This window comes from Aminithiophilus ramosus, assembly GCF_018069705.1.
Taxonomy (GTDB): Bacteria; Synergistota; Synergistia; order Synergistales; family Aminithiophilaceae; genus Aminithiophilus; species Aminithiophilus ramosus.
The window spans coordinates 593,841-608,503 of the sequence record NZ_CP072943.1 but is presented as its reverse complement, the minus strand read 5'-3'; the positions used below and the strand labels follow the sequence as shown (position 1 = coordinate 608,503).

12 protein-coding genes are annotated in these 14,663 nt (G+C 65.3%); 1 reads left to right on the top strand and 11 read right to left on the bottom strand.

Features of this window, described 5'->3' with window-relative positions; genetic code table 11:
* Positions 1 to 190 precede the first annotated feature (190 nt).
* Positions 191 to 769: a glycerol-3-phosphate responsive antiterminator gene (locus tag KAR29_RS02540; protein ID WP_274374084.1), complete on the bottom strand. Its 579-nt coding sequence runs from the start codon at positions 767 to 769 to the stop codon at positions 191 to 193.
* Between the two features lie 138 nt (positions 770 to 907).
* Entirely contained in the window at positions 908 to 1,846 is a 939-nt protein-coding gene (locus KAR29_RS02535) for a hypothetical protein (RefSeq protein ID WP_274374083.1), read from the bottom strand.
* Between the two features lie 95 nt (positions 1,847 to 1,941).
* On the opposite strand from KAR29_RS02535, the gene KAR29_RS02530 reads away from it, so the two are divergent.
* A complete protein-coding gene (locus KAR29_RS02530; protein WP_274374082.1) occupies positions 1,942 to 2,130 on the top strand; it encodes a 2-hydroxymuconate tautomerase in 189 nt (62 codons plus the stop codon).
* Between the two features lie 16 nt (positions 2,131 to 2,146).
* Here KAR29_RS02530 and KAR29_RS02525 read toward each other — a convergent pair whose 3' ends face one another.
* The 9 genes from KAR29_RS02525 to KAR29_RS02485 all read right to left on the bottom strand — a co-directional run bounded on the left by KAR29_RS02525 (position 2,147) and on the right by KAR29_RS02485 (position 14,628).
* Entirely contained in the window at positions 2,147 to 3,001 is an 855-nt protein-coding gene (locus KAR29_RS02525) for a lysophospholipid acyltransferase family protein (protein ID WP_274374081.1), read from the bottom strand.
* Positions 2,998 to 3,867 carry a glycosyltransferase gene (locus tag KAR29_RS02520; RefSeq protein WP_274374080.1) on the bottom strand — a complete coding sequence of 290 codons (870 nt, stop codon included), beginning with the start codon at positions 3,865 to 3,867 and terminating at the stop codon, positions 2,998 to 3,000. The genes KAR29_RS02525 and KAR29_RS02520 overlap by 4 nt, the downstream gene beginning before the upstream one ends.
* On the bottom strand, positions 3,864 to 5,783 hold the full coding sequence (locus KAR29_RS02515) for an ABC transporter substrate binding protein (RefSeq protein WP_274374079.1): 1,920 nt from the start codon (positions 5,781 to 5,783) through the stop codon (positions 3,864 to 3,866). The genes KAR29_RS02520 and KAR29_RS02515 overlap by 4 nt, the downstream gene beginning before the upstream one ends.
* 326 nt (positions 5,784 to 6,109) lie before the next feature.
* Complete coding sequence (locus tag KAR29_RS02510; protein WP_274374078.1) at positions 6,110 to 7,801, bottom strand: FAD-dependent oxidoreductase; 1,692 nt, start codon at positions 7,799 to 7,801, stop codon at positions 6,110 to 6,112.
* A 170-nt stretch (positions 7,802 to 7,971) separates the two neighbouring features.
* Positions 7,972 to 9,252, bottom strand: a complete 1,281-nt coding sequence (gene tyrS, locus KAR29_RS02505) for a tyrosine--tRNA ligase (RefSeq protein WP_274374899.1) — start codon at positions 9,250 to 9,252, stop codon at positions 7,972 to 7,974.
* A 24-nt stretch (positions 9,253 to 9,276) separates the two neighbouring features.
* Complete coding sequence (locus KAR29_RS02500) at positions 9,277 to 10,659, bottom strand: hypothetical protein (RefSeq protein WP_274374077.1); 1,383 nt, start codon at positions 10,657 to 10,659, stop codon at positions 9,277 to 9,279.
* A 112-nt stretch (positions 10,660 to 10,771) separates the two neighbouring features.
* Positions 10,772 to 12,382: an MBL fold metallo-hydrolase RNA specificity domain-containing protein gene (locus KAR29_RS02495; protein WP_274374076.1), complete on the bottom strand. Its 1,611-nt coding sequence runs from the start codon at positions 12,380 to 12,382 to the stop codon at positions 10,772 to 10,774.
* Between the two features lie 240 nt (positions 12,383 to 12,622).
* A complete protein-coding gene (locus KAR29_RS02490) occupies positions 12,623 to 13,990 on the bottom strand; it encodes a sensor histidine kinase (RefSeq protein ID WP_274374075.1) in 1,368 nt (455 codons plus the stop codon).
* Positions 13,987 to 14,628 (bottom strand): response regulator transcription factor, encoded by a 642-nt coding sequence (locus KAR29_RS02485; protein WP_274374074.1) that lies wholly within the window; start codon positions 14,626 to 14,628, stop codon positions 13,987 to 13,989. Before KAR29_RS02485 ends, KAR29_RS02490 begins: the two co-directional genes overlap by 4 nt.
* Between the last annotated feature and the right edge of the window lie 35 nt (positions 14,629 to 14,663).

Genomic DNA, 14,663 nt, shown 5'->3' with positions numbered 1-14,663 from the left:
TGATAAGAGATGACACCACGAAGAGCCGTCATTGTTCGACGCCAGCTATCGCCTCCCTCTTCAGGTTCCTGAGAACCGCAAGGCAGATACGTCAACAGCACCGCAGGACGGACGCCTCCGGTACCTCTCTCTCGATCTCTAGGGGCCGGGTATAGGGGGAAAACAGATTGACGCTAGTGCGTGGCGGGCATCACCAGAGGGACGTGTCGCTTGTCGATACGGCGGTGACTCCCTTTCGAAGGATGGAGTGGACGTGGCTGAGTTCGGTGATGAGCCCCCCGGCGATGAGAGGCACGGAGAAATCCCGCAAAAGCCGCTCATCGACGGCCGTCAAAGCGACTCCGGGGAGAAGCTCCACGAAGTCGGGCCTCACGGAGAGGACGAGCTGCCTTCCCTTGCGGACCGCCTCTGAATCGAGGACGAAAATCCGGAGGATACGCAGCAGGCCGGCCTTCTTGGCAAGGTCGATGACGGTCTTGTGCGTGCTGATGATCCCTTCCGGGGGGGCCGTGGCGAGGAGAAAGTCAAGAGCCGCTCCGTCGGAGCGAAGCCCTTCGATGAGATCGAAATGGATGAAGACGGCATGGCCGACCTCCTGAAGAGCCTGGATCTTTCCGGCGAAATCGAGGACGGTCGAGCCGAGGAGGAAGACGACGCGAGGGGCGAGCTTGAGGGCCCTGTCAACGTCCTTCGCCGTCCTGAGGGCGGGAACGACGGGATAGGCCCTGAAGAGATCTCGAACCGCCTGGACGCTCTTTGTCTGAGTCATGTCTCCTCCTTGAGGGGATTAAGAAAGACGCAAAAGAACCGCCGCAGGGGAACCCGTTAAACCGCTAGAACATCCCAACTCTGCCCATCTTACAGCATGTGCAGTATTTATACAACATCCGGAAGAAGATGAACTCCTTCAGAGCGTTTCGTGGCGATCGGGACCGATGGCCGCGGCGAGGCCTCTCCTCTGCCAGGGCGAGCGGTAGGGACGGAAGAAGGCCTCCGCCTCCTGGGCCTCAAGGTAGCCTCGAGCGGCCCAGAGCGATTCGACGAGCGTCAGCCCGTCACGACGGCGCAGGTTTTCCCACAGAGGGACGGGAAAGAAGGCCCACAGGCGCATCTCGATGCCCTCATCCGAGGGGGCGAACAGACGCTGTTTGAGGAGAATGCCCCACTGGGAGCGATGGATCGAGGGGTTATCGGGAGAGCGAAAATCGCTCGTCTGCTCCCGGCCGAAGCCGAGGGAAAGGAGCATCTCCAGGGCAGGCGCCACGGGGACATCGGAGGGAGACGTCCACACCAGGGGCACGCCCTGGACGTCCCCGAAGGAATGGCGGGCACGGCGAAGCCAGAGCGACTGCCGTTCGACGGCCTCCTCGTCTCGGCGGAAGAGGCCGAGGCGAACGCCCCAGTACCCCCGCTGAAGGGCCCCATCGCCGACGAGGAGGTCTTCTACGGGCAGAGACCTCGCGACACCGGACAGGGAGCACGCCTCCACCGTCAGAAGAGGCATCAGAACCTTCAGCGTCTCTCTGTGGCTGCCCGGAGGCGGGACGTCGGCCAAAAGCAGACCGCGAAGGCGCGTCACCGCCCCTCCCGGCAGAAGGATGGCACCGAGCCCCTCGGCAGACAGCTTTTGGGGGGATTCATCGTAAAGGGAGATCTCACGCCAAGGAAAGCGACCGAGCTTGCCGAAACGCCAACGCTCGTAGCCGCAGAACAGATCCCCCACCAGCGCTCTGCCGTAGGGGAGAAGGACGACAAGGATCTCACCCGCCCCCGAAGGCAATCCCGATAACTCCATGGTCTCGGGAAGAGGGACAAGCCTCCCGGAGGAGAGGAATTCAAGAATCATGACCTCACCCCCTCTTCTCAAAACCAGTCTAAATCCTTACTCTGGGAAAGACAAGAAGCGTCTCGCCGACCGAACAGCGAAAGGAGGGATTTGCCATGCCCATTCTTCAGGTTCACCTTCTGAAGGGAAGGACCGCGGATCAGAAAAGGCAGCTCGTCAGAGAAGTCACCGAGGCCGTTTCCCGCTCTCTGGACGTCAGGCCCGATCAGGTCCGGATCATCCTCTCGGAAATGGATCGGGAGGACTACGCCATCGCCGGCACTCTCGTCGCCGACCGCTCCTGAAGACGAAGAGGGACCCTCAGTGTCCCTCTTCTACCCTCCACCGCCGATGAAGCCAGAGCCACTGCTCCGGGTGAAGGCGTATGAGCGATTCGAGAATCGCGTTGGCGCGGCGGGTCAGGGCCTCCACCTTTTCTTTTCGATCTCCCTCGGGGGGGACAAGGGGCGGAAGGATCCGGACCTCGTGGAGAAAGGGAGCCTTGCGGAAGGAGACGACGGGAACGACGGGGGCTCCCGAAAGGAGGGAAAAGGCGGCCGGGCCGGAAAAGGTCATCGCCTGACGTCCCATGAAATCGGCCAGGCAATCGCCGCCGTGCTGATCGGCGAGAAGGGCGACGACGGCCCCCTCTTTGAGGGCCCGCAGGGAGGCCTTCATGCCGAAGGATTTGGGAAGCGTTCTGAGACCGATCCTCCTGCGGCTCGCCTCGATGAGGGCTTCCGTCTCGGCGTCTTCGTTGCGCTGGACGACGGCATACATGGGGTAACCCTTCCGGCAGAGCCAGGCGCCGAGCAGCTCCCAGTTTCCGATGTGGCCCGTGAGCATGACGACGCCGCGCCCGAGGGAGAGAGCCCGCTCGAAGTGCTCCAGCCCCGAGACTTCGTCAAACCAGGAAAGGACCCGATCGGGATCTTTCTGGACGACGAGGAACTCGACGAGGGAGAGGGCGAGATGACCGTAGACCTCGCCAAGGAGATCGCGCCGCCAGTTCTCGTCGCTGTGGGGAAAGGCCAGGGAGAGGTTCCGAAGGGCCACGGCCTTCCTGGGAGCGGCCAGGCGGGCGATGGACGCGATGAGTGCCGCCGCGCCGCGCCCCCTCCATCCCTCGGAAAGGAGGGCCTTGACGCAGCCCAGCAGGGGTGCCTTGACCCTCAAGAGGGAACCTCGACGAGGCGCCCGTAAAGCCCCAGGAGGCCGTCGACGGCACTCTCCATGGAGTAGCGGTCTTCGAGGCGGCGGCGGGCGGCGGCGGCGACGGGCGGCGGACCGTCGCGAAAGGAGGCCGTGGCCCTCTTCCAGCTCTCCCCGTCGTCACCACGGACGGGAACATACCCCTCGGAGCCGAGAAGCTCGTCGAGGGCCGCGCCGGGACGAGCCAGGGTGGGGACGCCGACGAGGGCCCCCTGAGCGGCGATCCAGGCCAGATCGGGCGTCACCCAGGGCAGGAGAAGGACGCCTCCCCGCTCCCGCCAAAGGGGGAGAAGCTCCTCCTCGCGCAGCCCCCCTCCCAGGAGAACCGGCGAGGGCGCGAGGGACTCCGCCCAGGAGGGGGCGGGGCGCCCTTTCGGCAGAGCCAGCACCTGGAGGGGCGTTCCCTCGGAGGGGCGGAGCGTCGTCTCCCCCAGCCAAAGGGAGCGGGCACGGAAAAAAGGAGAAAGACGGACGCCGGCTCCGTCGCAGCAACAGGGGACAATCGTCGAGATCAGGCCTCGCCAGGGCCCAAGATCGCGCCATTGGGTATGGACCAGGCCGGCTCGGAAGGCAACGGCCCTGGCCCAGGGCGGAGCCTGTCCCCAGAAGTGCCAGAGCCGTCCCTCGACGAGAAGGGTCTTCGCGCGGCTGAGGAAATCGCGATCCCGCCAGGAGAGAAGGGGAAAGCCCCCCTCCCAGCCGGCGACGTCGGGGGAGAAGATCTTCAGCGAGCCGACACGGGGAACGAGGGCCTCGGCAAGATCGAGGAGAAGGCGCTTCTCCCAGGGCTTCATGCCCGACGAGACGAACCAGACCACTTTCAACGTCACGGGACAACCTCCTCTACAAGGAGCTCCTTGACACCTCCGCCCCAGGAAGGGGGCAAAGACCAGCGGGACAACTCGCGCCACCGACGCATCAGGCGAACCGATCGGGTCCCTTGCTGCGTCCAGAGGGGAAGATCGCCGGGGGAGATGCCCTGCTCGAGAATCCGGACGACATACCTACCGGCGGCAAGCCCCACGTCTTCGGGGGCCACATCGGGCGCCACAGTCCCCCCCCAGCGATGCTGGATCCAGGGCGATGTGACGTAGACGGGAAAGGCAAGATCTTCCGCCTTCATGATCGAGGCCAGGGCGGGGAGGGCGCGATAGACCGCAGGAAGAGCCGGCACGACCAGAACGGGCCGTCGGCCCCGGCTCCGGGCGTCGGCCACGGCATCGGCCAGAGATCGGGCCGTGGCCTCGGGAGAGAGCGAGGCCTTCAGATCCAGAAGGGCCGCCTCCAGCCCGTCGCCGATCATCCCGTCGCGGAGGCGATCGGCCTCGTTCCCCGTCGGAGACGAGGGACGGGGAAGGACGAAGAGGGCATCGGCGCCGAAGAGACTCCGGAGAAAGCGGACCTGTTCTTTGGCGGGCAAAAGGTCACTGCTCCCCGTGACGGAGGGGACACGGGAGACAAGGGCTTCCCCGGCGACATCGAGAGTGCCCGCGAAAACGACGGGGACCTTCGAAGGGAGGGAAAGGACCGCCCCCGTGGTGACGGAGCCCACGGATACGAGCAGATCGGCCTTTGCCTCCACTCGGGCCAGAAGCGAGGCTCGATCGTCCGAATCCCCCTCGGCGGCGACCATGAAAAGGTCGTAGTTGTTTCGGCTCTGTCGGAGGGCACGGACGAGCCCTTCGAGAAAGGGGCGGCAGCTTCGCGTCGCCGCCGAGACGACCCCGATGGGGCGGTAGATTTTCCCCTCGGGATCGTTCTCGATCCGCAGCGAGGGAAGGAGGAGGCCGTCTTCGCCGTACCAGGCCCTGCCGCTGGCAGAGCGCCAGACGCCGGCCGCCTCGGCCATCATGAGAGGAGGCACGCCGATCCCCGCCCGCCTGGCACCGGCCAAATTGACGGCAAGACGAGCCTCGCGACAGAAAACGTAGGGAACGGCGGAGGCCTTCGCCCCCTTGAGGATGGAGGAGACGAGACGGGCCGTCTCCCGACCGAGACGGCGACGATCGACGAAGAGGCCCGCGACGGCGCCGGAGGCCACACCCTCCTCGGAGAGGGCGTAGACCGGGCGCTCCTCGTCGCGAAGCAGAAGCGAAAGAGCCTGTTCCATGGGTCCCCTTCCCCTTCCGACGAGGACGGCGTCGAGCCCCTCGACGTGGCGGAGGAAATCCTCTCCCATCGTCAGCCGATCATCGACGGCGACGGGACGGATCGAAAGGTTCAGGGCCGCTCCGATCCGATCCAGGTCGAACACCTCGGCCAAGGCGGCGCCGGAAGATCTCTTTTCGAAAAGAAAACCGACGGACGAGGCTGCCGGTGAGAGGTATCGGAGCAGGTCGAAGCTCTCCCGCAGAGGTAACGCGTCGACGACGCCCGTCATCTCCGGCCCGTCGGCGCTCTGTCTCTCGAGGCCGAGGGAACGGGGATCGTCGATGGCCGCGGCGACGATGGGGAAATGACGCCACCACCGGCCTTCATGGGCCTTCCGTGCGGCCAGGTTTCCCACGACGACGACGCAGGCGACCTTTCTGCGACGGAATTCCTCCATATGAGCCAGGAAGCGATCATCCGAAAGGACGCTGTCCCTTCGCAGAAGGACGGCGCTCCCCTGGAGATCTCCGAGCCTCTCGACGAGCCCCTCGATGGTTCTTTCCTCCATCGGGTCGAAACTCCACGTCACAAGTCCGACCTCGACGACAGCCTCGGCCGCGGCCGCTGCAAAACCCAGGAAAACTCCCCATGCCACCAGAAGGACGGCAGGCCATCGACAGGGCAGATCGATCGTCCCCTTCTCGCTCCACCGGGAAGCCCCGCAGGAGGGGGCCTCCCCCGTCGCCGGTGCGGGATCTCCCTCCGACGACGATCACCCATGAGCTTACACAATAAGAGGCGATCGATAAAGATCTCCGGCGCAAGTCCGGAGATCTTTATCGATCGCCTTCTCGGAGTTCCTCTCCAGAGGAACTCCGAAGGGGGGAGAACCTCCGTCGTCCCCCCTTCGGCCTCTCTCCGGACAGGGCAGGCCTCTCGGGTCGGACGCCCCGGATCAGCCGACCTGTCGGCAGAACCTTTTCAGCGCGTCAGCTCGTAGGGCCAGCCGATGACGCCCCCCTCGAGGACGGAAATGCGCTCGAAGCCGTGCCCCTGGAGGATGCTGACGGCGTCCCAGCCCCTGAGGGAAATCTTGCAGAAGGCGATGATTTCCCGATCGCGCGGCAGTTCGCCGGCCCTTTCCCAGAGAGCCCCAAGGGGGATGTTGACCTGACTCTCGAAGGGCAGTTTGCCCTGAACGCCGATCTCAGAGGCCATTCTCACGTCGAGGAGAAGGTAGGGCTCGCCCGACTGGGCCCGGCGAACGAACTCGCCGGGCGAATAGCTCTCCATCAGGCCCTCCATCTTGTTTCTCAGGGCGTTGGCCGCCTGAGTCAGAGGATCGAGAGCCGTGGCGTAGGGCGGTGCGTAGGCCAGGTCGGTATCGGCCAGGTCGTCGACGGTCTGACCTCCCGTGATGGCCGAGACGAGGGCGTCAAGACGTTTGTCGACGACGCCGGGACCGAAGAACTGGCCTCCCAAGAGGCGTCCCGTCTTCCTGTCGGCGACGAGCTTGATGACCATCCAGGCCGCACCGGGCATGAAGTGAGGAATGTCGGCGGCCGTCACCGTCATCGTGACGGGGTCGAAGCCCTTCGCTCGGGCCGCGTCCTCGTTGAGCCCCGTCCGCCCGACGGTGTAATCGAAGAAGCGCATGATGGCCGTTCCCAGGACGCCGCCGAAGGTGGACGACCTGCCTGCGATGTTATCGGCGATGACCCGGCCCTCGCGATTGGCCGACGAGCCCATGGGCTGGCGGACCTTCTCGCCCGTGAGGTGGTGACGGACTTCGACGCAGTCCCCTCCGGCGAAGATGGCCGGATCGCTGGTGCGCATGGCCTCGTCGACGACGATCCCCTTCGAGGGACCGATCTCGAGACCGGCGTCGACGGCGAGCTGCGTGTTGGCCCGGACGCCGACGGCGAGGAGGACCATGTCGGCGGGGAGTTCTCTCCGGTCCGTCCTGACGGCCTTGATCCTCGACCCTTCGCCGGCGATCTCCAGGACCTTCTCCCCCCCGTAGAAGGTGACGCCCTTCTGGGCCATGATCTTGACGAGACGGGACCCGAACTCCTCGTCGATCATGTTGGGCAGGGGCCGGTCGAGAAGATCGACAACGTCGACGGCGATGCCACGGGAGACGAGGGCCTCGACGACTTCGATGCCGATGAGACCGCCTCCGACGATGACGGCACGCTTCACCGAACCGCCGTCGACGGCGGCTCTCATGGCCAGGGCATCGTCGAGAGTCCAGAGCGTGAAGACCTTGTCGAGATCGATGCCGGGAAGAGGCGGACGGATGGGCGACGAACCGGTGGCGATGACGAGATTGTCGTAGGGAAAGGTCTTCTCCTGCTGGGTCTCCAGGTCGAGAGCCGTCACGGTCCGGGTCTGGCGGTCGATGGAGGTGGCCATGTGACGCGTCAGGACATCGACCTTCTTCACCTTGCGGAAGAAATTGGCGTCGCGGACCACGCCGGCGGGCGTGCACATCAGATCGCGATACTCCTCGACGACGCCGCCGACGTAGTAGGGCAGACCGCACCCGGCATAGCTCAGGTAGGGTCCTTTTTCAAGGACGAGAATCTCCGCCTCGGGATCAAGTCTCCGCAGACGGGCGGCGGCCTTGCCTCCGCAGGCCACTCCGCCGATGACGACCACTTTTTTGCCCATTGTCTTACCTCCCGGTTTTTTGAATTGATAGTCATACCCCTATATGTATAGTAGGCGCTTCTTTCCTCTCTGTCCAGCCTTTTGAGGACGATTCCCACGGGGAAAAAACAAAAGACAGACGCCGAGGAAAGATCGGCGTCTGTACAGGGAAAATCAGGAGGAAGGGGCGGTCAGGAAAGGCGCAGGAGATGGAAGCGGCGCTTGCCCAGCCGGAGGAGAAGATAGCCCTCGGAGAGGAGATCGGAGCCCTTCAGGGACGCCGATTCGTCGTCGACCTTCGTCCCGTTGACGGTGACGCCGCCGCCGCGGAGGAGGCGTTTGGCCTCGCCCCGGCTTGCACAGGCACCGCAGTCGACGAGCAGTTCGGCCAGGAGGTAGCCCGGACGCAGGGTCAACTGCCCGAAGGGGACCTCGCCGGCGAGGAGACGGAACATGTCGCCGTCGAGTTCGGCCGCGTCGAAGGCTCCGCCGAAGAGGATCTCGCTGGCCCTTTCGCTTCGTTTCGCCGCCCCTTCTCCGTGGACCGTCGTCGTGATCTGGCGGGCCAGGATCCTCTGGGCCTCGCGCCTTTCGGGATGCTCGGCGTGGGCGGCCATGATGGAGGCGATCTCCTCAAGAGGGAGGAAGGTGTAGAGCTTGAGGAGTTTTTCGACCTGGCTGTCCTCGCTGTTGATCCAGAACTGGAAGAAACGGTAGGGAGAGGTCCGCTCCGCCGAGAGCCAGACGGCCCCTCCCGCCGTCTTGCCGAACTTGTTGCCCGCCGAGTCGAGGAGGAGGGGGTAGGTGATGCCGAAGGCCTCGGCCCCCGACGTCTTGCGGATGAGGTCGATGCCGGAGATGATGTTGCCCTGCTGATCGTTGCCTCCCATCTGGAGCTTGCAGCCGTAGGTTTCCATGAGGTGCTGGAAGTCTCGGGCCTGAAGGAGGGAGTAGGAAAACTCCGTGAAGGAGATCGATTTTTCCGGGTCCTCGAGGCGGCTGCGGACATATTCGCGGCCGAGGAGGTAGTTGACGGTGAAGTGTTTGCCCGTCTCCCTCAGGAAGTCGATGAGGCCGATCGCGCCGAGCCAGTCGTAGTTGTTGACCAGAAGAGCCCCGTTCTCACTGGCCTCGAAGTCGAGGAAATGGGCCAGCTGGAGCTTGACGGCCTCGACGTTTTCCCGGACCTTCTCCACCGTCAGCAGCATCCTTTCGGCCGTCTTGCCCGAGGGGTCGCCGATCATCCCCGTGCCGCCGCCGGCGAGGGCGATGGGGCGATGGCCGAGGCGCTGAAGCCAGGCCAGGCCCATGATGGGGATGAGATGGCCCACGTGAAGGCTGTCGGCCGTGGGGTCAAAACCGATATAGGCCGAGACGCGCTCTTTTTTGAAAAGATCGCCCAAGGATTCGGGATGGCTGCACCACTCGATGAAGCCCCTCTTCCGCAAAACGTCCAAAGCGTCGTGAAACATCAACAGAGAGCCTCCTTGTCGCCGCTATTCGGTGGTCGTCGGCCGGGTCCAGGTGACCCAGCCGCTATCGAGTCTGGGAATCATGAGTACGAGTCGCCCCAGGGGAGAGAGTTCCCTCAGAGTCTGAGTCAGGCGAAGGGGCAAAGGGAGACGGCCGAAATGGGAGAGCAGCCGCCCCACCGCCTCGGGAGCCTGAAGGCGCTCGCAGAGGCGGGGAAGGTCGGCGACGAGCCAGAAACGTTCCTCTCCGGCCAGGCCCGGAAGGAAGTCGGCCAGAGGGCGACGGGGCGGCAGGTCTCTGCCGTCGACGATGCCGAAGAGGGCCCCGTCGCCGCCGGCGACAGCCGTCAGGGTCAGGGGGAAGAAGGTCGCGCCTCCCGAGGGGAAACCCTCGACGGGAGAGGGAGAGAGGCCGACCTCTCCCAGACGGTCGCGCCAGAAGGCGTCGACGTCCGCGACGGCCCCCTCTCCGGTCCCCTCGACGAAGGCACCGGGAAGAGGAAGCCCCAGGAGACGGGCCGGAGCGCCGAAAACGGCCAGGGCCGGCCCACTGAAGGAGTCGAGGTCGGGGAAGGGGAACACCCCCTCCTCTCCCTTTTCCGGAAGATCCCTCAGGAAACGGATCTCGTCGGGGGAAAGGCGCCACCCGGCGACGAGGTCGGGAAGGAGGGGGAGATGAAAGGTTCCGGCGCTCCAGGGCGCCGTCCGAGGTCCTTCAAGGCGGGGAAAAGGCTCGACGCGCCAGACCAGTTCGTTGGGCATTCCGTCGGCCTTCCAGGCCAGGGAAAGCCGAAAGGCTCCCTCGCCGCCGAAATTCAGGCGCAGATGGGTCGGCCACTGGGGACGGAGGTCCCAGCGAAGGTCCTCTCTGCCCTCCTTCGCCGCAAGGGCCCCGTCGAAGCGAGACAGGGACGAGGGACCCGAGGAAAGAAGGACCAGATCGGACTCGAGACGCCCCTGAAGGGGCCCCGATCGGGGAGACTGGAGGACGAAGGAGCGGGCCCTCCCCCCGTCGCGGAAGGTGAAACCCGCCTCGTCCCAGCCCGGAGGAAGTTTCCCTCCCTGCAGGGCCCGGAGGGAAAGAGGCGGAAGGCGAAGGACGACGAACGAGGAGGGCCCCTCGGCCTCGACGGCCAGGAGGAACTCCTCGCCGAGGCGCAAGAGGGGCAGGAGACCGTCGACGACGGTGCCCAGGGGGGAAGGGCCCTGGACGAGAAGGGAGGGCAGCCTTTCGGGCAGATCGGCGGGGCGCCCCTGGAGGATCAGCCTCTGTCCCTCGGCGTTCAGGCGGGGGAGACAGCGGGCCAGGTCACCTGACGAGGCCGGCTCTCCCAGGACCCAGAGTCCTCCGGCTACAAGGGACACCGAAAGGAGTATGGCGAACCAGAAGGCGAGACCTTTTTTCATGATGACCTCCTCCTCAGCACACTAAAATTCGACGGAAGCCCGACACAGCAGAGCCGAAACGCTCGGGACGACCCCTACAGGGTAGCCCATGAGGACGGAGAAGGGAACCGGCTCAGACGTTTTTTCCCGCCCCTTCGCGGGAGGGGGCGAGACGTCCCGCCGCCTCCAGAAGGGTCTTGGCCGACTGGACGAGGGGCAGCACGGAGGCAAGATCCTCGGGCAGATCGTCTCCCATGGCGACGGCCAGAGAGGCCACTTCGGAAAGAAGCCCCCTGACCCGATCTCCCTCGGAGAAGCCGTAGGCGGGAACGATCAGGGCCGGCTCGAACTCTCCGGCGGGCACGAGCCGGAATTCCTCTCCGACGCGGGGCACGACGGCCCGGTACCCCTTTTCCTCCAGGGCCGAGGCAAGGGCCAGCGAGGAACGGGGCTCCCCGTGAGTGACGAGGAACATGGGGCCGTTGGCGAAGTTTCCGGCCCAGGTGAGCAGGTCCGTCCTGTCGGCATGGGCCGAAAAACCGTTGACGGTGTGAAGCTGGGCTCTGACGGAGACCTCCTCGCCGGCGATTTTGAGGAGCTTCTCCCCCTCGACGAGGCGACGCCCCAGAGTGCCCCGGGCCTGATAACCCACGAAGACGACGTGGCTCTTCTCGTTCCAGATGTTGTGCTTCAGGTGATGGACGATGCGGCCGCCGTTGGCCATGCCGCTGCCGGCGAGGACGACGGCGTGACGGACCTCGTTGATGGCCTGCGACTCCTCGACGCCGTCGACGAAGTTGAGCATATGGGGAGCGAAGGGATCGTTGCCCCGTTTGATCTGCTTCTGGATCTCCGCCGACAGAAGGGGAAGGTGGCGACGGTAGATCTCCGTGGCCCGGACGCCCATGGGAGAGTCGAAGTAGATGGGGACGTTGTCCTTGAGGACGCCCTCCTGCTGGAGAAGCATGAGTTCGTAGAGGACTCTCTGGGCTCTGTCGACGACGAAGGTGGGGATCATGACCTTGGCCCGGTCCCTCAGAGCCTGTTCCATGATCTGACGGAACTCGAGGCGCGTCTCGTCGTTGGACCGATGTTCCCTGTCTCCGTAGGTCGACTCGATGAGGACGTAGTCGGCCTCTTCGATGAAGGCGGGGTTGCGCTCCATGACGGTCTGCTGGGGTCCCAGGTCGCCGGAGAAGACGACCTTGACCTGACGGCCGTCCTCCTTGATCCAGAGCTCGATGATGGCGCTTCCCAGGATGTGACCGGCGTCGCGGAAACGGACCTTCACGCCGGGGGCGACGTCGAAGATGTCGTCGTAACTGGCCGGTTCGAGGAACTCCAGGGCCCGCTGGAGGTCCTCCTCGCCGAAGAGGGGCTCGACGGGCGGGAGGCCCCTGCGGGCATTCTTGCGGCTCCTCCACTCGGCCTCCTCTTTCATGATCTTGACCGAGTCGCTCCAGAGGACGTCGACGAGGCTCACCGTGGGCGCCGTGGCCCAGATTTTCCCCCTGAATCCCTGGCGGACCAGAAGGGGGACCCGCCCCGTGTGGTCCAGATGGGCATGGGTCAGGACGACGGCGCTGATCGAAGCGGCCTCGAAAGGCAAGGGCTCGCGGTTGCGGCTCTCGTCGTCCTTTCCCTGATGAAGGCCGACGTCGATGAGAACGCGGCTGTCGCCGACCTCGACGAGGTAGTTCGAACCCGTTACCTCTCCTGCGGCTCCAAGCACTCTCAAAAGCATGGCGGCGCCCCTGAAGGGCTTCCCTCCTCGATCGGATTTGTGTTGGTCTCTTTCTCGGACCATTCTAATGATTCGAAAAGCCTTTGTATAGAAAACGGAAGGCCTTCGCCGCAGAGACGTCGCGACGAAGGCCTTCGAGCGTCCCGGACGGGACTCTTTCGGAGGCCGGCCCGCGACGGGCCGACCTCCGCAGGCCTTCGAAACTCAGGCGGCCCGAAAGGCTCTCTCCCCGGAGCTTTTTCACGGCCTCTCCGACGGCAGAGGGAAAAGGACGACGATCTTCGTCCCCTCGCCACGGGCCGATCGGACCTCCAGGGATCCTCCCACGAGACGGGCCCGCTCCTCCATATTGGCCAGGCCGCGATGACCGGCCAGGCGAAGGCGGACCAGGTCCTCCGGGGGCTCGAAGCCGTGCCCGTCGTCGACGATGAGGGCTTTCCCGAGCCCCTTCCCCTCGGCGGAGAGACGGAGGACGAGCTTTCGCGCGCCTCCGTGGCGCAGGGCGTTGTTGAAGGCCTCCTGGATGATGCGGAAGAGGGAGAGAACCGTCTCCGGAGGGAGGGGATCGAGGGCGGGATCGGTCTCGCAGTCGATCTCCACGTCGAAGTGGCGGCCGAAGCGCTCCGTCAGCTCCGTCAGGGCCTGAGAGAGCCCCAGGTCGAGCCAGGGCGGGGCCAGTTCGTCGCAGAGGGCCCGCAACTCCCTCACGGCCAGGGAGGCTCCCTCTTCGGCCAGGTCGAAGTGACGGCACCGGGCCTCCTCCGTCGCGGCGCCGCGGGCGAGACGGAGCCGCTGGACGAGAGCCGTCACGTCCTGGACGGGGCCGTCATGGATCTCGCGGGCCAGGGCGGAACGCTCCCGCTCCTGGACGGCGACGAGGTCCGAGACGTAACGGCGCGTCAGTTCGGCGCGGTCGACGGCCGCCCTGGCCAGTTCGTGAAGAACTTCGCGCAGTCGGCGGACCTGATAGACGGCGACGGGGTCATCTCGATGGGGAAGATCCCGTCCCCATTGAAGGATCGAGACCTCCTCCTCGAGACGGCGGAGGGGACGGACGAGCCATCGCCAGAGGGGGATGACGGCCAGAAGGCCGGCCAAACCCAAAGCACCGACGAGAAAGGCCCAGACGTGGGAGAAGCGGACCATGGGCCCCAGAAGCTGGTTCCAGGAGACGGCGGCAACGACGAAAAAGCCCCGTTCCACGGGGTAGGCGGCGACGGTGTAGGTGTCCGATCCGGGGCGACGGATTTCAAAGGCCCGCCCGAGGGGATATTCGGGGCGCCAGATCTTGGAGAGGATCTCCACGCCGGGAGAGGCGGAGAGAACGACCCCCTCGCCGTTGACGACGGCGACCCAACCCGGCATGGAGAGGCCGGAGGTGAAGAGGCGAAGCCCCATGAGGCGCATCGTCGGCGAGAGGTACCCTCCCCCCTTGAGGCCGTCTTCCAGTCGAGAGGCCACGGTCTGGGCCAGGTCCTCCACGTAGGACCGGGCCACCTGTTCCATGGCCCGGTCGTGGTGGGAAAGGCTCACGCCGGCGACGACGAGGACGGCCAGGGAGGGAAGGAGGGTCGTGACGACGAGAAGGGCCAGCAGGTGACGTCTCACGCCTCGAGGAGCTCCTCGAGGGTGACGAGTCCGTACTTGAGGGCAAAGAGCATGGCCTCCGTCTTGTTGCGGGCACCCAGTTTGTCGTAGATCGAGGCCAGATGGGTCTGGACGGTCCGTTCGCTGATGAAGAGTCTCTCGGCCACTTCCTTGCTCGAAAGACCCCGGGCGGCGAGTTCCAGGACCTCGCGCTCCCTGGCCGAGAGGCTCTCGGGAAAGAAGTCCTGGTCGCCGCCGACGGCCGTGGCCACTTCGCTGTCGAGGTAGAGACCTCCGGCGGCGACGACTCGGATGGCCTGGGCCAGCTCCTCGGGCGTCGTCGTCTTCAGGATGTAGCCTCGGGCCCCGGCGCGAAGGGAGGCGACGACGTACTGTTTCGAATCGTAGGAGGTGAGCATGAGGGACGACGTGGCAAGCCCCTCGGCCTTGATCCGACGGGCGACGGAGACGCCGTCCGCTCCGGGCATGCGGATGTCGAGAAGGGCCACGTCGGGTCGGAGCGTCTCGACGAGGCGCCAGGCCTCGTCGCCGTCGACGGCCTGGCCGACGAGATCGATGTCGCCCTCCTCCTCCAGGTAGGCCGCCAGACCGGCCCGCGTCATGGGATGATCATCGGCAAGAATCACGCGTATCGTCATCGTCGCTCCTTTCCGGCGCCTGGCGCCCTTTCTCT

Bases quoted from the DNA above. Each gene is read 5' to 3' on its own strand.
- KAR29_RS02540 (WP_274374084.1), bottom strand. From the start codon at position 769: ATGACTCAGACAAAGAGCGTCCAGGCGGTTCGAGATCTCTTCAGGGCC.
- KAR29_RS02535 (WP_274374083.1), bottom strand. From the start codon at position 1,846: ATGATTCTTGAATTCCTCTCCTCCGGGAGGCTTGTCCCTCTTCCCGAG.
- KAR29_RS02530 (WP_274374082.1), top strand. From the start codon at position 1,942: ATGCCCATTCTTCAGGTTCACCTTCTGAAGGGAAGGACCGCGGATCAG.
- KAR29_RS02510 (WP_274374078.1), bottom strand. From the start codon at position 7,801: ATGGGCAAAAAAGTGGTCGTCATCGGCGGAGTGGCCTGCGGAGGCAAG.
- tyrS (WP_274374899.1), bottom strand. From the start codon at position 9,252: ATGTTTCACGACGCTTTGGACGTTTTGCGGAAGAGGGGCTTCATCGAG.
- KAR29_RS02500 (WP_274374077.1), bottom strand. From the start codon at position 10,659: ATGAAAAAAGGTCTCGCCTTCTGGTTCGCCATACTCCTTTCGGTGTCC.
- KAR29_RS02495 (WP_274374076.1), bottom strand. From the start codon at position 12,382: ATGCTTTTGAGAGTGCTTGGAGCCGCAGGAGAGGTAACGGGTTCGAAC.
- KAR29_RS02485 (WP_274374074.1), bottom strand. From the start codon at position 14,628: ATGACGATACGCGTGATTCTTGCCGATGATCATCCCATGACGCGGGCC.